Source organism: Borreliella yangtzensis (assembly GCF_014201775.1).
Taxonomy (GTDB): Bacteria; Spirochaetota; Spirochaetia; order Borreliales; family Borreliaceae; genus Borreliella; species Borreliella yangtzensis.
This window is the reverse complement of sequence record NZ_JACHFG010000002.1, coordinates 13,846-33,588: the sequence shown is the minus strand read 5'-3', so window position 1 is coordinate 33,588 and position 19,743 is coordinate 13,846. Positions and strand designations below refer to the sequence as shown.

General features: G+C 30.2%; 20 protein-coding genes and 2 tRNA genes. 5 read left to right on the top strand and 17 right to left on the bottom strand.

Features of this window, described 5'->3' with window-relative positions:
* Positions 1-2: 2 nt before the first annotated feature.
* The 12 genes from rpoB to HNP68_RS02310 all read right to left on the bottom strand — a co-directional run bounded on the left by rpoB (position 3) and on the right by HNP68_RS02310 (position 8,763).
* The gene (gene rpoB, locus HNP68_RS02365) at positions 3-3,470 is read right to left on the bottom strand and encodes a DNA-directed RNA polymerase subunit beta (RefSeq protein ID WP_183220061.1); all 3,468 of its coding nucleotides are present in this window, start codon (positions 3,468-3,470) and stop codon (positions 3-5) included.
* An 82-nt stretch (positions 3,471-3,552) separates the two neighbouring features.
* Positions 3,553-3,927, bottom strand: coding sequence for a 50S ribosomal protein L7/L12 (gene rplL, locus HNP68_RS02360; RefSeq protein ID WP_183220059.1), 375 nt, complete (start codon positions 3,925-3,927; stop codon positions 3,553-3,555).
* A gap of 70 nt (positions 3,928-3,997) precedes the next feature.
* Positions 3,998-4,486, bottom strand: coding sequence for a 50S ribosomal protein L10 (rplJ, locus tag HNP68_RS02355; RefSeq protein WP_183220057.1), 489 nt, complete (start codon positions 4,484-4,486; stop codon positions 3,998-4,000).
* A gap of 4 nt (positions 4,487-4,490) precedes the next feature.
* On the bottom strand, positions 4,491-5,171 hold the full coding sequence (rplA, locus tag HNP68_RS02350) for a 50S ribosomal protein L1 (RefSeq protein ID WP_183220055.1): 681 nt from the start codon (positions 5,169-5,171) through the stop codon (positions 4,491-4,493).
* Complete coding sequence (gene rplK / locus HNP68_RS02345) at positions 5,171-5,602, bottom strand: 50S ribosomal protein L11 (RefSeq protein WP_183220053.1); 432 nt, start codon at positions 5,600-5,602, stop codon at positions 5,171-5,173. Before rplK ends, rplA begins: the two co-directional genes overlap by 1 nt.
* Before the next feature lie 51 nt (positions 5,603-5,653).
* Positions 5,654-6,208, bottom strand: a complete 555-nt coding sequence (nusG, locus tag HNP68_RS02340; protein WP_183220051.1) for a transcription termination/antitermination protein NusG — start codon at positions 6,206-6,208, stop codon at positions 5,654-5,656.
* 17 nt (positions 6,209-6,225) lie between these two features.
* Entirely contained in the window at positions 6,226-6,396 is a 171-nt protein-coding gene (secE, locus tag HNP68_RS02335; protein ID WP_011600998.1) for a preprotein translocase subunit SecE, read from the bottom strand.
* A 28-nt stretch (positions 6,397-6,424) separates the two neighbouring features.
* Positions 6,425-6,497: transfer RNA gene (locus HNP68_RS02330), tRNA-Trp, on the bottom strand.
* A gap of 14 nt (positions 6,498-6,511) precedes the next feature.
* Entirely contained in the window at positions 6,512-6,691 is a 180-nt protein-coding gene (gene rpmG, locus HNP68_RS02325) for a 50S ribosomal protein L33 (protein ID WP_183220049.1), read from the bottom strand.
* Positions 6,692-6,718: 27 nt separating this feature from the next.
* A tRNA-Thr gene (locus tag HNP68_RS02320) sits at positions 6,719-6,791 on the bottom strand.
* 75 nt (positions 6,792-6,866) lie between these two features.
* Entirely contained in the window at positions 6,867-7,718 is an 852-nt protein-coding gene (locus HNP68_RS02315) for a hypothetical protein (protein WP_183220047.1), read from the bottom strand.
* A 13-nt stretch (positions 7,719-7,731) separates the two neighbouring features.
* Positions 7,732-8,763, bottom strand: a complete 1,032-nt coding sequence (locus HNP68_RS02310) for a hypothetical protein (protein ID WP_183220045.1) — start codon at positions 8,761-8,763, stop codon at positions 7,732-7,734.
* Between the two features lie 347 nt (positions 8,764-9,110).
* On the opposite strand from HNP68_RS02310, the gene HNP68_RS02305 reads away from it, so the two are divergent.
* A complete protein-coding gene (locus HNP68_RS02305; RefSeq protein ID WP_183220044.1) occupies positions 9,111-9,770 on the top strand; it encodes an ankyrin repeat domain-containing protein in 660 nt (219 codons plus the stop codon).
* A 9-nt stretch (positions 9,771-9,779) separates the two neighbouring features.
* Here HNP68_RS02305 and HNP68_RS02300 read toward each other — a convergent pair whose 3' ends face one another.
* Positions 9,780-11,333, bottom strand: a complete 1,554-nt coding sequence (locus HNP68_RS02300) for a hypothetical protein (protein WP_183220042.1) — start codon at positions 11,331-11,333, stop codon at positions 9,780-9,782.
* 103 nt (positions 11,334-11,436) lie between these two features.
* On the opposite strand from HNP68_RS02300, the gene HNP68_RS02295 reads away from it, so the two are divergent.
* Positions 11,437-12,627: a dicarboxylate/amino acid:cation symporter gene (locus HNP68_RS02295; protein ID WP_183220040.1), complete on the top strand. Its 1,191-nt coding sequence runs from the start codon at positions 11,437-11,439 to the stop codon at positions 12,625-12,627.
* Positions 12,628-12,650: 23 nt separating this feature from the next.
* Here HNP68_RS02295 and proS read toward each other — a convergent pair whose 3' ends face one another.
* Together proS and HNP68_RS02285 are read right to left on the bottom strand one after the other, a co-directional pair.
* Complete coding sequence (gene proS / locus HNP68_RS02290; RefSeq protein ID WP_183220038.1) at positions 12,651-14,117, bottom strand: proline--tRNA ligase; 1,467 nt, start codon at positions 14,115-14,117, stop codon at positions 12,651-12,653.
* Positions 14,118-14,169: 52 nt separating this feature from the next.
* A complete protein-coding gene (locus HNP68_RS02285; RefSeq protein ID WP_183220036.1) occupies positions 14,170-14,847 on the bottom strand; it encodes a DUF2259 domain-containing protein in 678 nt (225 codons plus the stop codon).
* A gap of 163 nt (positions 14,848-15,010) precedes the next feature.
* Here HNP68_RS02285 and HNP68_RS07070 point away from each other — a divergent pair, with 163 nt between their 5' ends.
* From HNP68_RS07070 to HNP68_RS02275, 3 genes are read left to right on the top strand one after another with little or no spacing between them, the layout of a single operon-like run.
* On the top strand, positions 15,011-15,427 hold the full coding sequence (locus tag HNP68_RS07070; RefSeq protein ID WP_235684928.1) for a hypothetical protein: 417 nt from the start codon (positions 15,011-15,013) through the stop codon (positions 15,425-15,427).
* Entirely contained in the window at positions 15,424-16,041 is a 618-nt protein-coding gene (locus HNP68_RS02280) for a DUF3996 domain-containing protein (protein ID WP_183220034.1), read from the top strand. Before HNP68_RS07070 ends, HNP68_RS02280 begins: the two co-directional genes overlap by 4 nt.
* Before the next feature lie 10 nt (positions 16,042-16,051).
* Positions 16,052-16,663 (top strand): DUF3996 domain-containing protein, encoded by a 612-nt coding sequence (locus tag HNP68_RS02275; RefSeq protein ID WP_183220032.1) that lies wholly within the window; start codon positions 16,052-16,054, stop codon positions 16,661-16,663.
* Positions 16,664-16,717: 54 nt separating this feature from the next.
* Here HNP68_RS02275 and manA read toward each other — a convergent pair whose 3' ends face one another.
* Complete coding sequence (manA, locus tag HNP68_RS02270; RefSeq protein WP_183220030.1) at positions 16,718-17,833, bottom strand: mannose-6-phosphate isomerase, class I; 1,116 nt, start codon at positions 17,831-17,833, stop codon at positions 16,718-16,720.
* On the bottom strand, positions 17,830-19,707 hold the full coding sequence (locus HNP68_RS02265) for a fructose-specific PTS transporter subunit EIIC (RefSeq protein WP_183220028.1): 1,878 nt from the start codon (positions 19,705-19,707) through the stop codon (positions 17,830-17,832). Before HNP68_RS02265 ends, manA begins: the two co-directional genes overlap by 4 nt.
* Positions 19,708-19,743: the final 36 nt, after the last annotated feature.

The window sequence follows — 19,743 nt, the reverse complement described above, 5'->3', positions numbered from 1 at the left end:
ATTTAGCTTTTATTAATCAATTCTTCTTCTTTTTCCGTCAAAGGAACCTGATTTCCATTATCATCATAAATTGACAAATCAAGTCCAAGTCCTCTAAGCTCTTGCATTAGCACATTAAAAGACTCGGGAATCCCTGATACATTAGTAGGAATGCCTTTTACTATATTTTCATATATTTTGACTCTACCTGACATATCATCAGATTTTACTGTTAAAAGTTCTTGAAGGGTGTGAGCCGCACCATAAGCTTCAAGAGCCCAAACCTCCATTTCTCCAAGTCTTTGCCCACCAAATTGAGCCTTTCCTCCAAGAGGTTGTTGAGAAACAAGAGAATATGGCCCTGTTGATCTTGCATGCATTTTATCATCAACAAGGTGGTGCAATTTAAGCATGTAAATTACCCCAACCATTACTTCATTTTCGAAAGGCTCTCCTGTATAGCCATCATATAAAATCTCTTTAGAAGTTGGATTAAATCCAGCTTTTTTTAATTTTTCTTGAATTTGTTCATTTGTAGCCGATTCAAAAACAGGAACATTATAAGATTCTTTAAGATATTTACCAGCAAGACCTAATTGTGATTCCATTAACTGCCCGATATTCATTCTAGAAGGCACTCCTAAAGGATTTAAGCATATATCAAGAGGAGTTCCATCCGCCAGATATGGCATATCTTCAACAGGAAGGATTTTTGCAACAACCCCCTTATTGCCATGTCGACCAGCCATTTTATCACCCTCTTTAAGCTTCCTTTTTTTAGCAACATAAACTTTAAGGATCTCTTCAACTCCAGGAGAAAGATTACTAACATCCTCTTTAGTAATTCTTTGAACATCAATAACTGTACCTTCGGTACCATGAGGAACTTTTAATGAATTATTTTTAACATCTTTTGCTTTTTCTCCAAAAATAGAAGTTAAAAGTCTAAATTCGGGAGTAATGTCTCCTTCTGACTTTGGAGTAACTTTGCCGACCAGAATATCGCCAGGCTTTACATAAGTTCCTATCCGTATAATTCCATTTTCATCTAATTTATTTAATATCTTTTCGCTAACATTTGGTATATCTCCTGTGACTTTCTCAGGACCAAGTTTAGTTTCTCTTACTTCTATACTGAATTCTTTAATATGAATAGATGTATAAAGATCTTCCTTTACAATTCTGTCAGAAATTAATATAGCATCTTCATAATTAAATCCATTCCAAGGAATAACTCCCAGCAATAAATTATTACCAAGAGCAAGCTCTCCATATCTAGTAGCAGGACCATCAGCTATTATTTCATCCTTTTCAACCTTTTGACCCTCTTTAACCAAAACGGATTGATTAAAGCAAGTATCTTGATTTGTTCTTTCATACTTAACAATCTGATATTCATCTAAATCTTTAGCATTCTCCGATTCAAAAGGTTTAATAACGATTTTATTGCTTGTTGCAAGAATAACTTCTCCACTTCTTTTAGCCTTAATTACCACTCCAGAATCCTTTGCAACAACACTTTCCATACCTGTACCAACAATCGGAGGCTTGGGAAAAAGCAGAGGTACTGCTTGTCTTTGCATATTAGAACCCATAAGCGCTCTATTTGCATCATTGTGCTCAAGAAAAGGAATTAATGCAGAAGATACTGAAATTAACTGCCTAGGAGAGACATCCATATAGTCTATATTTTTAGGATTTGTTGTGGTATAATCACCAGAAATTCTAACAGAAACCAAATCTTCAAGATAATTTCCATTAGAATCAAAAGCAGCATTAGCCTGGGCAATACACTTTTTTTCTTCATCAATAGCAGATAAATATTCTAATTCGTCAGTTACCTCTCCATTAACAACCTTCCTATAAGGGGTTTCTAAAAAACCATAATCATTAACTCTAGAATAAGTAGCTAAAGAAACAATAAGTCCGATATTTGGCCCTTCAGGAGTTTCAATAGGGCACATCCTGCCATAATGAGTATAATGGACGTCTCTTACTTCAAATCCTACTCTATCTCTTGAAAGTCCCCCTGGTCCAAGAGCATTAAGGCGCCTTTTATGAGTAAGTTCGGCCAAAGGATTGACCTGATCCATGAACTGCGAAAGCTGGCTGGTTGCAAAAAATTCTTTAACAGCAGATACAATAGGTTTAACACTTATTAGTTCCTGGGGTTTGAGATTAAAAACTTCCTTGTTAGACATTCTATCTTTAGCGATTTTTTCAACTCTTGACATTGCCCCTTTATATATATTAGTAAGAAGCTCCCCAACAGAACGCACCCTCCTATTTCCCAGATGATCAATATCATCAAGAATATCATGGCCTTCATATATTCTCAAAAGATGAGATATGGTATTAACAATATCATTCATAGTCAAAACCGATGTATTCAAGTCATCAAATCCAAATTTTTTAGAAAGCTTATATCGTCCCACGCGTCCAAGATCATATCTTCTTTCAGAAAAAAATATAGTTTTTAAATCGTTTTCAGCATTATCAATAGATATTGGCTCACCAGGAAAAAGTGCGCCATAAACAGCGAGCATAACCGATTCTTTTGGAAGCTCTTTAGAACTATCCTTTAAAGCAAAAAAAGCATCCTCTTTCTCAAGACAATTTAAAATAACATTTGAACTCACAAAATACTTTCCAAAAACATCATTATAACCATCAAAATCAACAAGTTCTATTTCATTTACCCCATTTTGTAAAAAATCTTCAACATCTTGTAGAGTAATCTTATCTCCTGCTCTATAATGCATATTCTCTTTTATGTCAACACTCTTGGCTAAATATTGACCTGGAAGATCTCTTTTTGTGTCATCTTTAACTTTAATTTTTTTAATATTGTAGAAAGTTTCTATTATTTTTTCTCTCGTATCAAACCCCAAAGCTCTCAAAAAAAGGGTTATAAGTATTCTTTTTTTTCTATCTATCTTTACATAAAGATAATCTTTTTTAGAATCAATCTCAAATTCTAACCAAGAACCACGATAAGGAATTATTCTAGCAGAATATAAATCTTTTTCTTTATAAAAAACAACTCCTGGAGATCTATGAATCTGAGAAACAACAACTCTCTCAGCCCCATTAATAATAAAAGTACCCCTTTCTGTCATTAAAGGAATAGTTCCCATGTATACATCTTTTTGTCTTATTTCCCCAGTAGCTAAAAATTGCAAATTTAGTCTTACTTTTAAAACAGCTTCATAACTTTGTCCCTTTCTTTTACATTCTTTTTCTGTAAAATCAAGAGCATCATATTCTATATAGTATCTTTCATACTCAAGAGCAACATCACCATTTCCACTCTTGATGGGAAATATATTTCTAAAAACAGACTCGAGGCCTTCATTAAGTAAAGGTTTTTTATTTTTTAATTTATCAAGTTGTAAAAATTTTTCATAAGAATTTAATTGTATTTCTATCAGGTTAGGTAAGTCTAAAATCTCCTCAGCTCTTCCTTGTCCCAGATGAACTCTTTTTATCATTAAAAGACTCCTTTTTTAAGACATAACAAGCCGCATATCATAAAGACATGCGGAATAACAACTTTGATATATTTTTAATTTCTTATTTAACTTCAACTTTTGCGCCAACTGCCTCAAGTTTCTTTTTCAATTCCTCAGCATCTGACTTAGAAAGACCTTCTTTAACAGCTTTAGGAGCAGCTTCAACTAAAGCCTTAGCTTCTCCTAGACCAAGCCCTGTAATAGCTCTAACCTCTTTTATAACATTTATTTTGCTATCACCAAAAGACATAAGAATTACATCAAATTCGGTTTGTTCCTCAGAATCAGTTGAGCCTGTTGAAGCAGCTACCCCCCCACTAACAGCAACAGCAGCAGTTACTCCAAACTTTTCCTCAATAGCCGTTACAAGGTCAACAACTTCCATAGTTTTTGCACCTTCAAGCCAGGTTAAAATATCTTCTTTATTTAGTGCCATATTAACTCCTTATATATTTTTATTCCACAGTGATAGCATGCACTCAAAAATTAAGACTAACACTGTCATGTTAATTTTTAACATCAGCCAAAGCTTTCAATGTCCTTACAAGCTTAGAAACTGGCGATTTTAACACGCTAGCAAATAAAGAAATAGATTCTTTTTTGGTAGGAAGTTTGCTATAAGCTTGAACTTTAGCCTCATCATAAAACTCTCCTAAAATAAAACCGCCCTTTACTTTTAAAGTACTACTCTTTACAAAATCATAAAAAATTTTTGCTATTACATTAGCTTCTTCTAATGCAGTAACAACAACTGTGGGGCCAACCAAACAAGAATCAACAACATTAATATTCCTTTCTTTTAAAACCATCTTCATTATATTGTTTTTAACAACTTTTAATGCTCCATGTTCGCATTCTATTTTATTGCGAAGATCTGTCAACTGAGACACACTCAACCCTCTGTAATCTAAGAAAAAAAGATTTTGCTTATTGTCTATAAACTTTTTCAATAAATCAAACATTTCCAACTTTTTAGAATTTATCTTTCTGCTCATACTATTACCTCCAAACAAAATTAACTTTTATAGAAGGCCCCATAGTAGATGAAATATAAATACTATCTATAAAAGCTCCTTTTAAGTCACTCGGTCTTTTTTTAACAACTTCCTTGATAAATTCCTCATAATTTTCTTTTATCTTTTCATTGTCCATAGAAGATTTACCAAAAGAAAAGCTTATTACACCATTTTTATTTGCTCTAAATTCTGTTCGGCCCTTTTTAAGACTATTGATTGCATCCTTAAGATTATTTGTGACTGTTTGAGTCTTTGGATTGGGCATTAAACCTCTTTTCCCTAAAATAGGGCCAAGTCTTCCAACATCCTTCATCATATCAGGAGTTGCAACAACAACATCAAATTCATCCCAGCCACTTCTAATCTTATTTATAAGGTCATCATCCCCAACATAAGTTGCACCAAAAGATCTAGCTTCATCTGCTCGATCACCTTTTGCAAAAACAAGTATTCTTTTTGGCTTCATAAACTGATTTGGCAAAACTATAGTGTCTCTAACAGTATGATTCTTTTTTAAATTAAGATTAATAGATATATCTATAGTTTCATCGAATTTAACAAATTTAATTTCTTTCAATAGTGAAATTGCATCTTCAATGTTATAAAATTTACTTCTATCTACTTTGGAAAAAGCTGCAATATATTTTTTACCCTTTTTTGACATTATTTTTCAACCTCAACACCCATTGAGCGCGCACTTCCTGCAATAATTTTAAACGCTGCAGATTCTGATTTTGCGTTTAAATCAGACATTTTAATTTTTGCTATCTCCATCAACTTTTCTTTTGATATAGTTCCAACTTTATCTGTATTGGATTTCTTAGATCCTGATTCTATTCCAATAGCTTTTTTAATTAAAATCGAAGCTGGGGGGGACTTTATAATAAAGGAAAAACTTTTGTCACTATAAACGGTAATGATAACAGGAACCACGATACCGGGATCCATCTTTGCGGTTCTCTCATTAAATTCCTTTACAAACTGAGGACCACTAACTCCGTGGGGTCCAAGCGCTTGACCTATTTTAGCTCCTGGAGCCGCTTGAGCAGCTGGAACCTGCAATTTAATCCAAGAAATTGCTTTTTTTTTTGCCATATAATCTCCTTATGGTAATAACGCCTTCAAAGCTCCCATTAGTATCAAATTTTAAATCTTCTCTATATGTTGAAAATCAACTTCAACAGGTGTTGATCTTCCAAAAATTTGAACTGCAACTTTTAATTTCTTTCTTTCATAATCAATAGAACTAATAAGCCCTTCAAAGGAATCAAAAGGTCCACCCTTAATTCTAACTCTTTCCCCTTCTTCAAAGTCATAAAGCATAAAAATAGACTTATTTGCTTTAATTTCACCAGTAAGCATAAAAACACTTTTTACTTCTTCATCATTAATAGGGATAGGCTTTTGCCCCTTGTTAACACCAACAAAACTAATAACACCTTGAACTTTAATAATATTAGCAACAATATCTTTCCAACCTACTTCTGGAAGATCTAGCTCAATAAGAATATAGCCTGGCCAAATTTTTCTCTCCCTTATTCTTTTCTTACCATTTCTTATCTCTTCTACTTTTTCAATAGGAGCCTTAACATCTAATACTACACCACCAAAAACACCTTCACTTATTAAAAGTCTTATGTCTTGTTCTATCTTTTTTTCATATTGAGAATAAGTTTGAACTACATACCAAGCTCTAGGCATAATTTATCCTTCTTATATTAAAATACATAAGTTACAACAAGGAACATAAGGTAATCAACTATGCCCAAGAAAATCGAAACAAATAATACCAACCAAAAAACTTGCTTTCCATTTTCAACAACTTCATTATACTTAGGCCAAGTTACCTTCTTAAGCTCCAAGATACTATCTTTGATAAACCTAAACACTTATAAAGCCTCACTTTAATTTTAACAACAGGTCAGGAGGGATTCGAACCCCCAGCATACAGTTTTGGAGACTGTCGTTCTACCGTTGGAACTACTGACCTATTATTATTTATTATTATTTTATTTTTCCTTCCTTATGAAGAGTGTGTTTCCGTAATTTTGGACAATATTTCATCAATTCTAACTTCTCTTGTTTATTACGTCTATTCTTAGTAGTGGTATAATTTCTGATTCCTGTCTCTTCACAAACCAAAGATATAAGCTCAACAGCTCCTTTTCCCTTCTTTTTACCCATACAATAAAACTCCTAACTACCAATAAAAGCCCTCAATCGGACTTGAACCGACGACCCCCACCTTACCATGGTGGTGCTCTACCAACTGAGCTATAAGGGCATTAATTCCTTATAAAACTCTCTACTATCTTAATTGATTGTTTGGAAAAAAACAAGTATTAAGTTTAAAATTTTATTACTTTATTACAACAAGTTTCCCATCTTGTAAAAGTTTAATGTTATTACTATTTGAAAACAACTTATTAATAGAATGCTCGTCAAGTATAATGTCTGTATTGTTTTTACCATAAATACTTTTGGCAACCAATTTTAAAGGACGATATCCAACCCTATTTTTATTGTTATAAAGAACATCATTACTATACTCAAGCATTCCCCATTTTTTCAAAGCCTCTGAAGAAACCATTCTCTTATCAAAATACGGTCTAATGTTTTCATCATAAATTTTGATAAAAAAAGAGTCTTCTAATTTTTTATTAGAACCTAAAGCATCATTGTAGACTCCTCCTACATAAATCACAATTCCTGTATAATCAGTTTTATCAACATCAGAATTTACTAATGGATAAAAAGCTTTATAGGGCTTTTCATGCGAAAAAAATAAATTTATAAAATCGGGGAAAAGACTTAGCTCATACCTAACAGTTAGACTCCTTAAGTCTTCTGAATATTTTATATAAGATCTTTTCAAAATACTATTGGGACCTGAAAACTTAAGTATTAAGCTGGGATTTAGGTCAAAATAATTTTTAAAAGTATTTTCAGAGTCCATAATTATCTTAAAAAGAGACTCTCTTATTAAAGTATCTTTAAAATCATTAATAGTTGATATTAATTTAGACGCTGTATTTAAACCTACTGGTCTAAATTCATTTTCATTAATTTCCTTAACAATGTCAAAACAAATAACCTTCCTATCCCAATCAATTATTCTATGTACACTTGTCTCAGTAACCTCATCTTTTATTATAGAAACATTAGAATAAAGTAGAAATAAATAACTAAAAAGAACCTTAAGAAAATGCATTATCTCCTTCCTATTATTTTTTACCTAAATATACACCTATCCAAGTCCAACCATTATTAATTTCTGGATCTTTAGGATAAACAATTCTTTTAAAAACAAAATACCATTCCCGAATATGATCCCAGCCGCTTGATTCAAGATAAGATATATCATCACTAGAATCCGCTTCAAGATGCTTTGCAAATTGTATTCCATTTTTTCGTCTTCCCCCAAGCCTAATCATTGTAGTTAAAAAGCTGTTAGTATTAATGGAATTACCTTTCCCGCCCTTTTGATCCCAGCTTTGAATAAAAAAATTATTCTTATCTCTTATATTAAGCAATTTAGAAGTATTCCCAGAAAGCACAAAATTTTTAACATCCTGGATTAAATCCCCCAAATTTCTATACACAACAAACTCTGGATTATTAAAATAATTAATTTTTGTAACAACATTATAATAGTCTCTAGAATCTACTTTTAAATGTGACCTTGGAATTGAAAGAAATTTTTTATAGTAAAAATAAGATTCATCATAATCTTGAATATCTTCCAAACTTAATGCAAGATTATAAAAATAATTACCCTTTTCCTCATTACTTAAATCATCAATCCCTATGTTTAATATAAATTTGTAATAATTGATCTTATCGATTGAATCAATATTTAAATTAACAATCTTTTTAGCCACCCTTGTTTTCACTGAACAGTTCTCATAAACATAATCATCAAAACTGTCAACAACATGCCTGTAAATACTAAAAGCCACAAAATCTTCTCCCATAGAATCATAAATATTACCCATTAAATAAAGATATAAAGAATAATATTCTCTAGATTCATCGTCAACAATCCCACTATTTACAATCTCTAAAGCATTTTCATAGTTCTTATTTGCAATATATATATTAACAACCCTATCAATAATAAGAAACTTATCTAATCCATTTTTATTAGAAGATTTTAAAAGGTGAGTAAGATTTTGAATTTCACTTTGTTTTTGTTTGCAAGAAATAAATAAAAACAAAATCAAAATGGATTGAACAATTTTAGTCAACAAATTCATAAAAACATTTTACAATATAACCTACACACAATAAAATATACATTTCAATTTATATAAATTATCAAAAATTTTATAAATACTAAATTAATATGACCAGATTTTATATTAATACAAATACAACAACATAAAAACTAAAAAATAAATTTATAATTTAGTATAAAAATACCTAACATTGTTAAAAACAGGAAAAAATCATTTCACAATTGCCAATTGTCACCATATAAACATTGAAAAACAATCTTATAATAACCTATAATAGATGTTAATCTGATACTTAATTTAATACTTATTTAAAACAATAATATAAAATTAGATACTTTATTAAAGGAATACAAAAATCACAAAACATGGGAAAAAAAATCATTATACTTTTACTGTTATTACAAATAATAATGAATTTAAATTCAACAAGTATTGATACAAGCACTAGAATAATAAAAAAATTGCAAAAAAATTTGTATGTTTTCAATAGTAAAGAATACCAAAGCAATAAAGACGCTTTAAATAAGGTTATAAATTCAATAAATATAAACGACAAAAAGACCTTACAAAACTTAAAAAATATCAAAAATGATCTTTTTATAATATCTGTTTTTTTAAACAATATAAAAGGGGTTTTAATTGCACTAAATCTTGGAGCAGAAATAAACTTTAAATATAAAATATCTCCAATTTCCATTTCAATAATAAACAATGAATTTGAAATCATAAAAATATTGGTAGATTATGGAATAAGCCTTAATCAAATAGATGATACTGGACAGTCTCCAATATTTTGGGCAATATATACTAATAACGAAAAAGCATTTGAATTTTTAAAAGAAAGCGGTGCTGATTTAAGCTTAACCCTTAAAAATAGAAAAACACCAATGCAAGCCGCAATAGAAATAGAAAATGTAAAATTAATTGAATCTCTGAAAAAGAAAAAAACTTACATTGACGACAATTACAAAAAAGAACTTGGGACTCTTAAAAACAAAGAAATTATCAAAATTTTAGCAAAATAGAAAATAAATTTAATACCCATCAGATACTTGAATATTTTTATCTTTATCAATAAGATCTTTGTATATGAAAGATTTTTTAGCAAGCGTCTCTTTTAAATCTTTAGAAAAGGGCAAGTTCCTCCACATTATACCGCGCACTAATTTTTCAAGCTTTTGAATTCCTTTACTTTCTTTTTCTATCCAAAGAAAATAATCTTCAAGAAAAAAATTTTTAACATTTCCTCTTTTAATAAATTTAACATAATAATCGTAATATTGCCCTGTAATTCCTGTTTCCATCCACCTAAAAGAAGCTTGTTCTTTCGCAAGCTCCCAAACAAAATCACCAATACCTAAAATAACCGCTTTTCTTAAGTTTTTAGCATACATAGGTATCAATATTTTACCCCTACCATTTGCTCTATTCTTAACATCAATTGATTCCCAACAAATTCCTTTATCTCCATAAGAAGGTATTAATATAAAATAAGGAACCACTCTAAGCAAATCTCCTCTATACGCTTTTTGAAAAAGTCTAGGCTGAATATCTTCAATTTCCCAAACAAGTTGCATAATTCTTTCTCTGCTTCCAAAGAGTTGGGGATTAGCAACTATATTATTTCTCAAAAGAATCGGGAAATGATTACCTCTTGGGCCTATTGCAAGTTTATTGGCACTTCTGACAACCTCAACTTCATCATATGCAATAGTTGATTCAACAGGCATTCCAATATTATTCATTTTATTTTGAATTTCAAAAAGTTCTCTGTTAGCATCTTCAATTTTACTAATAAAAACATTGAGATCTCGATTTGATTTAATAAGATCATCAACATAATCACCAGCAAAATTTAAAGGTTTTAAAATCGAATTATCATAAGGACTTAGCACTCCATATTCAGGCATATAAGGTAAATCATTTTGACTATTGCTTGAAAATAAAAATCCAAACATGCTTTTTAACTTACAAATAGCTTCTTCTCTAATCTTATCAGTTCTTTTAAGACTACTCTTTGCAAAATCAATATTTGCCAAAAGCTTTTCTCTTTTATTAAGTAAAATTTTTTCCATATCTTCTTCTTTAAAATTATCTATTGGCAAATCTGTTGCTAATCTACTAAGCTTAAAACTATTAACCCCATAAAGCCACTCATCAAAATAAAGAAAAGATTCATTATAACGATTATCCCAAATAGTTTTTGAAATTAATAGCTGAATTTCAGATCCAAGCGCATTTGGAATAAGAGCAGCAAATCTAAATAAAATTTTTTGCTCCATAGTCAATTTTGAAATATTTTTTGCAATTGATCTGAGAAAAGACCAATAAATATTAATCACTTGATTATATTTTAATACTCTATCAACATCTTCTGACTGCGGATTTAAATAATCTACTAAAACTTTATGAAGCTTAAGACCAATTTCTTTACTACTTGAAATAAGATTTTTATAAAAATCTTTAGTAAAAAATTGCTTATCATGCTCCTCTAAAGTTAAAATATTTGGCAATCTCGAATCTAAATCTGTATCTACAAAATCAGGATATTTATACAAGCAACCCCCAAAAACACCCATAAGCAACATAAAAACACAAGTACAATTGTAACTCTAAAGTTTATATTTACAAAAAATTTTAGTACTATTTATTATGCACAATGCATCTTAAATCTCTGAAAGGAGAAGTCATATGAATGTAAAAATTAATTTTTTTTTCACACTACCTATTGGAATCTTTTTGGGATTATTTTTTCCTCTTGAAATTTATAACTCTTTATCTCACGCTTTTATAAGATTATCATACTTGTCCCTCATCCCTTTTTTAATATTTTCAATTCCATTAGGAATTGAAAATATTATTGAAAATAAAAACTTTAAAAAGCTTTTTGGAAAAACAATTTATTATGGACTTTTAATTAATTTATCTGGCGTTGCTGTGGCGATAACAGCTGCAATAATATATCTTCCACAAAGAATTCCAATCCTAGAAAAAACAATGCAAAATACATATTTTTTCGAAAAAGAAGTTTTATTAGAAACATTTTTCCCAAAAAATATTTTCAAAATATTTACATCTAGTAATCCAAACCTACTGAGCATCTATATGATTTCAATAATAATAGGCACCAGTTTTTATTATGCAAAACAAAAAGGCAGAATAACTAGAGAACTCATGCTAAGCGCATCCAATCTTTTTTACCATGCAAATGGATTTATTGCAAATATATTAAATATAGGAACCATTTTTATAACAGCAGATTACACTACAAGCTTAAAAAGCTTCAAGGATTATCAAAATTACGCAAACAGCATAACATTCTTTTTGGCATGGACAATTATAATTTTATTCGTAATACTGCCAACAATTAGCTATAAATTAACAAAAAATTTTAAAATGATATATAAAGGCATCTTTGTATCATTCCAAAACATAATATTTTCAGGATTAACAAAAGATCCTTATTCTCCTTACATAATACTAATAGAAGATATTAAAAATGAAAGAATAAATATAAAAAAATCTATAATTACAAACATACCTCTAATAAATTTTGTTTCTAAATTCGGAACTATTTTTATTTCAGTAATATCATTTTTTATAATTTTAAAATCATATTCAAGCTTACCTATTTCTATATACGAAATAAGCTATATGAGTACTTTATCATTTTTTTTTGTACTTGCATTTCCTCATATGCCAAATAGCTTAATTTATATAATTACGATGCTTTGCTCTACCTATACAAAAGGAATAGAGTTAAATGTTTCCAATATAACACCAATGCTGCCAATATTAACCTCTTTAGCCTTACTAATTGACTTTGCTTTCAACATTGCAATAATTCATATAATAAACCTTAAAGAATTAAAAGATCACTAAAAAATTAATTAAAGCTAAACAAATTAATAAGATTTGGCAAATAAAACAAAATATTTAGCCCTAGAAGCGCAATAAATACAAGCCATGCCTGTTAAATCTTTGGCTTTAAAATCATTAGGAATACATCTTATTGTAGCTTTGGTTTCATTCTTAATAATATTTTCGCAATTCAAACTACCGCACCAACAAGAAAGCACAAATCCAGAATAATCATTCATATGGGCTTTGAATAACTCATAACTATCCTTCCCGCTTCTAAAAATTTCCTTAGTATTTAAAGTTCTAAAATTCAATGCCTTTTTAAATAAATCCCTTTGCATAGAATCAAGTTCTACCTTAACCTTGCTGACAAGAGAATCGAGTGATATTTGATACTTAAAGTTTCTCTCTTTATCTCTTCTTGCAAGAGTAACAGAGCTTAAAAGGACATCATTTATTCCCACTTCAAGACGTATTGGAATTCCTTTAAACTCAGCAGATGAAAACCTAAATCCTGGAGAACTTTTAATGTCCTTATCAATTTCAACCCTAAATTCTGCTTTTTTTAAAATTTGCATAACACAATCGGAATATTCCAAAATTTTTTTATTAATCTCATCTTCTTTTTTAAAAATAGGAATAACAATAATTTCTATTGGAGCAATACGAGGCGGCAAAATTAAACCCTTCTCATCAGAATGAACCATAATCAAAGCACCAATCAATCTTGTAGAAACTCCCCAACTACTAGCAAATACATGCTTCATTTTGCCATCTTTGTCTTGAAATTTTACATCAAAAGCCTTTGCAAAATTTAAACCTAAATAATGGGATGTAGCTGCTTGAAGCGCTTTTTTATCCTGCATTAATGCCTCAATTGAATAAGTAGAAACAGCCCCCGCAAATTTTTCCTTTTCAGACTTTTTACCACAAAAAACCGGAATAGCTAAATAGTCTTCCATAAATCTTTTATATACATCTAAAATAAGTAAAGTTTCTTCTAATGCCTCCTCTTCAGTAGCATGTGCAGTATGCCCTTCTTGCCACAAAAATTCGGTAGTGCGCAAAAAAGGCCTTGTTCTTTTTTCCCAGCGAATAACATTTGCCCACTGATTAATTTTAAGAGGAAGATCCCTGTAAGACTCAATCCACTTACTATACATATTCCAAATGATCGTCTCAGAAGTAGGCCTTAAAACCAAAGGCTCAGCCAAACTCTCTCCACCAGCATCCTTAATAATAGCAAACTCGGGGGAAAATCCATCAATATGATCCTTTTCTTTTTCTAAAAAACCATAAGGAATAAGCATGGGAAAATATGCATTATCGTGTCCCGTTTCTTTAAATTTTTTATCAAGTATACTTTGAATTTTACTCCAAATAGAATACCCATAAGGCATAATTACCATACACCCTTTTACGGGACTGTAATCAGCAAGTTTTGCTTTCTGAACTATATCTAAATACCACTTAGAATAATCATCTTCTTTTGAGGCTATAAAATCACTCATACATTATCCTTAATAAAACATTACATTTCTTTAAAACACCAAATAATTATATTCAATATTTTTTAATTTCAACCATAAACCGTTTATACTTATTCCCATAAGAATTTAAAATAATTTTTTCTAAAATAAAAACAATTCCATCTTCATTTGGAAACAAAACAATCTCCCTTATTTTGTAATCAATAACATTCTTTCTATAGTAATTCCCCCTCCCAATAGTTAAATGTTTTTCTAGAGTTGAATTACTATATCTAACAGATAAAAAAATATTAAAAGAAGAGGAAAGTTCTTGAGAATTAGTATCCTTATTTACAAAAACTTGATATTCGTTTCCGGTTTTAAAATCAATAAAATTTAAAAAATCTGTTTCTGGAATTTCACTCTTAACATAAAAATAAATTTCTCGTCCTCTTCTTAAATGATTAATTTTAAATTCTTTAACTTTAAAATTAATTATCTTTAAAAGTTCATAAAGACTTTTATCATAACTGTCTAAATATTCAATGTGTTCTTTAAAAATCCTAGAATGCACTCCAGATTTTGCAAAATTATTTTTAATAACATCAACAAAGTATGCAGCAGAATAATAATATCCATTTTCAAATCCATATTCGCCAAACATAAAATACTGATCATTATTAGAAAATCCTAAATTTTTAAAAAAAATATTTTCCGAAAACCCCAATAAAAAAGAAAAAAAATAAAAAAAAACAATATATAGTTTAATCATAAGCTTTGTGTAAGTTTAATAAAAATTAATTATGTACTAAACTTATTTATAATTAATTTAATCTTACTTTAAATAATATCAAACAGCATTTTAAATTCAAAACTTTGATCTATTATTTGTTTATAGATTAAAAACTTAATATTCAAATTTTTGGGATAAATTTTTGAGCAAAAAGATCGATAGCCTAAAATTAGCTTTAAAGGCCTTACAGCAGGTAATATTTTTTTGCAAGCGTTTTAAAACACAACATTACAGTAAAGCTTATTTATTGCAAGTGCATCAATTTATATTTTTTTTAAGGATCGATAAGTCAAAGCAAAAATATATTTTCAAAAATCTTATACTAACGAACAAGATTAACATCAATATACAGTCAAGTAGTATAATAATACCTGTATTTGTGATTAAAAATTTTTTGATAAACAAAACTTTGATAACCAATACGATAACAAATTTAATAATAAGGTTTTGCTATCAAAATAAGCAAATAAATATCAATATTTTTAATTTTTTATGCTTTATTAAAAATATTGTAAAGAAAATATCTAAAATTGGATATAAAAAAGGAGAATTTCAATGAGAATGCTATTAGCAACAATAATACTTATATTAACAACAGGCTTATTAACTGCCCAATCAAAAAGCAAAGCTATGACTGAAGATGACTTTGATTTTGAGAAACTTCTTGCAAAAGAAGAATCTGTGCGCCGTTTATTTGGCATAGGTTTCGGGGTTGGATATCCACTTACAAATATTACAATATCTATTCCATATGTAGATATAGACCTTGGCTATGGGGGATTTGTGGGGCTTAAACCTAACAATTTTGTGCCGTATGTTGTTGGAGGAATAGATCTTTTATTTAAAGATGAAATACATAAAAACACTATGATTTCAGGCGGCATTGGAATAGGCGCAGACTGGTCAAAAGGAAGTCCTGAGAAATCGAATGAAAAACCCGAAGAAGAAGAAGAAGAAGAAAATGGAATTCAACAAGCGACTTCTCTTCAAAATAGAGTAGGAATTGTAGTAAGACTACCTTTGGTAATAGAATACAGCTTTCTTAAAAATATTGTAATTGGATTTAAAGCTGTTGCTACTATTGGAACAACTATACTATTTGGCAACCCAATGTCATTTGAAGGAGCTAGATTTAATTTCTTAGGCACGGGCTTTATAAAAATATATATATAGTGGAGAGTAAATGATAAAAAATTTTAAAAAAATTCACATTTTAACATTAGTATTAGGTATAACACACCTTTCTTTTGCATCTGACAATTATATGGTCAGATGCAGCAAAGAAGAAGATTCAACCACCTGCATCGCAAAGCTTAAAAGCATAAAAGAAAAAAAAAATTATGACTTATTTTCAATGGGCATTGGAATAGGCAATCCTATTGCAAACATTATAATTACAATTCCTTATGTCAATATTGATTTTGGATATGGAGGTTTTATTGGCCTTAAGTCAAACAATTTTGAAAATTATCTAAACGGTGGAATAGATATTATCTTTAAAAAGCAAATTGGACAATATATGAGAATCGGCGGTGGCATTGGAATAGGCGCAGACTGGTCAAAAACATCACTTATACCTCCCGATGAAGAAGAAGAAACTGATTACGAACGAATAGGAGCTGTTATAAGAATTCCTTTTGTAATGGAATATAACTTTGCAAAAAATTTATCTATAGGATTCAAAATTTATCCTGCACTAGGACCAACAATATTGCTAACAAAACCAAACATTTTATTTGAAGGAATTAAATTCAATTTTTTTGGATTTGGATTCATAAAATTTGCATTTAATTAGTTAATTAGAATTTAATTGGAAATTAAAATTAAGCTCACATAAGCAAGCTTAATTTTAATCAAAACCAGCAATAAAAGCTTGACCATCCCCATTAATAAACAGGTTTTCATCTTTTTTGCCTATAAAAATACTTTCACCTTTGTTAAGATTTAAGGACTTATTTACACTCACAGACCCATCCAAAACCAACAAGACCATCCCACTATTTCTATTGATACATATATTTTCATTTATTTTTTTTTGAATTAGTTTCAAATTAGTATTTGGAAGTCTAAATACGTTAAAACTATTTTGAAAATCGGGATTTAAAAATGATAACTTTCCTTCCTCAAATTGACCAACTCTTAACATTTCTTCCTTATCAATATACTTGGTAGTAAGTCCAGCTCTAATAACATTGTCAGAATTGGTCATAAGTTCAATGCAATCTCCCTTAAGATATGCATGCACCTCCTGACTATTTGTATAAACAACTTCTCCTGGTTTTAATTTTAAAATATTCATGCCCAAAAACACTAAAAGTCCCACATCTACACCATAAATATTGTAAATTTCATTAAACCAATACTCCCTAAAACTATCAATAAGATTTAAATTTTTTAAAATTTTTCCAATAATATTTTCAAGTTCATAAGTTTGTAAATCAAAAATAGTCTTTACAAAGTCTCTATGTGATTGAAAGGCAAAATTTAATTTCAAAATTTCACAAATTTTTTTAATCTCATCTAAAGGTAAAAACCCTTTAAGAGCATAAAAATCACTCAAGGCATAAATAAGTTCTATTTTGGGATTTTTGTCTTTATATGTCCTTTTAGGATCATCAATAGCTATCCCTTTATTATTCTCTAATTCATACCCTTTTAAGGCAATATCTTTAGAGGGATGAATTTGAATAGACAAAGGTTTATTTGCAGACAATACCTTAAATAAAAAAGGAAATTCGCCATTATAGCCCAAAAGTTCTTTATGGTCTTCTAGAAAATCGCTTAAAAGCACATATTCATTTCTATATAAAATCTTACTAGAAAATGTCTTGTGTGCTCCAAGCCACATCTCAGCCTTAGGCCTTCCATCAATCTCATTACCTAAAAGATTGGGAATAAAACTAATTCCTCCCCAATCATATTCTTTAATATTATTTTTCATTAAAAAAATATTATCTTCATTCATTCAGATTCCTTTAATCTTAAAGATTTCAAAAAAATTACTAAGGCTGTTGCAACTGCAACTCCAACAGCAATTGCAATAATAAACTCAAATCTATTATCAACAACGGGAAGCACTATTGGCCCTCCGTGTGGAGCATGATTAGCAACCCCTAAAAAAGCAGCAATAATACTTGACACAGCTCCACCTACCACTATTGAAGGAATTACCCTTCCAGGATCACTAGCAGCAAAAGGAATAGCTCCCTCACTAATACCAATAAATGAAATTAAAAAGGCTATTTTGCCAGATTCTTTCTCTTCATTTTCAAATAATTTGGGCGCTAAAAAAGTTGCAAGCCCCATAGCCATAGGAGGAACAGGGATCGCTGCTGCTACCATTCCCATTATTTCTGGTACCTGAGGAATTAGCCCCACACCAAAAAGAAATGCTACCTTATTAAAAGGCCCACCCATATCAATAGTAATCATTGCACCTAGTATTAAACCTAAGAAAATTTTACCCAAAACGCCAAACGTTTCTGAATTGCTCTGTAAAGATTTAAGTCCACTTTCAAGTAGCCCCATAAATTCTCCAACATAAACACCAACATACAACATAAAAAACCCAACAATAATAGTGCTTATTAGTGGAATCACAAATATAGGCATCACAGGCCTTAACCACTCAGGGACAGATCTTTTTGCTAAAAATCTTGCAACATATCCTGCAAGAAATCCTGCAAATATTGCACCCAAGAAACCCGCTTTTACATTTCCAGATATTACTCCACCAACAAGTCCGGGCGCAAGACCCGGCTTATCAGCAATTGCCATTGAAATAAAACCAGCAAGCACGGGCAACATCATTCCAAAAGCCACAGAACCAATATCTGCAATCTGCTTATAAAACGGATGCCCAGAAAAATTAGGGCCATCGGGTCCAATCCCAACAAAAGCAATACTAAGAGCAATTAAAATTCCTCCACTTGCAACAACAGGTATCATTGGAGATACCCCACTCATTAAGTATTTATAAAAACTACCCTTGCCTGTCGCAATTACACCTTTAGAACTGCTACCATCACCAGAGTTTTCGCAAAAAAATACTGGGGCATTAAAAGCTTCCTTAATAATATTTTCCGTATTGTTTATCGCTTTTACAGTTGAAACCTTATAAACTCTCTTGCCTTCAAATCTCTTCTCATTAATATCTTTATCAACAGCAAGTATTACAATAGCTGCATCCCTAATTTCTTCTTCTGTTAAGGCATTTTCAATGCCAATAGATCCTTGGGTTTCAACTCTAATATTGTAACCCTGCTTTTTAGCTTCATTTTCAATTTTCTTTGCTGCAATGTATGTATGAGCAACTCCAACGGGACAAGCAGTTACGGCCACTATTTTCTCTGCTTTTGTAGTCCCCAAAACCTCATCTTTAGCTTTTCTTTGAACATTTTCCATATAATAATAAATGTCATCGGGAGTAACAATTCCGCTTAAAGCATTTTGAAAAGCATCATCTTCAAAAAGTTTAGCTATAAAAGCAATAGCCTTAAGATGCTCATTGCCTTGCTGCTTTTTTGACATACAAATCAAAAATATTAAATTAACAGGGGGATTTTCTTCAGACCACTTAACCCCAGCACCCTTAATGTAAAGCAGTGAAATAAAACTGGTTTTAACAACATCTCCTATAAAATGAGGAATTGCAACCCCATTTTCCCAAGAAGTATCGCCTATTTTCTCTCTATCAAGAATTCCTTGAAGAAACTCACTTTTATTATCTATATATCCCTTATCATTGACCTTTTCAACTAAAAAATCAATTACATCTTCTTTTGAATTTACTTCTGGCAAAATAAATACAAGATCTTTTTTCAAAAAATTAAAAAACATAAATGTAGTCTCCTAGCAATTAAACATATTGTATAA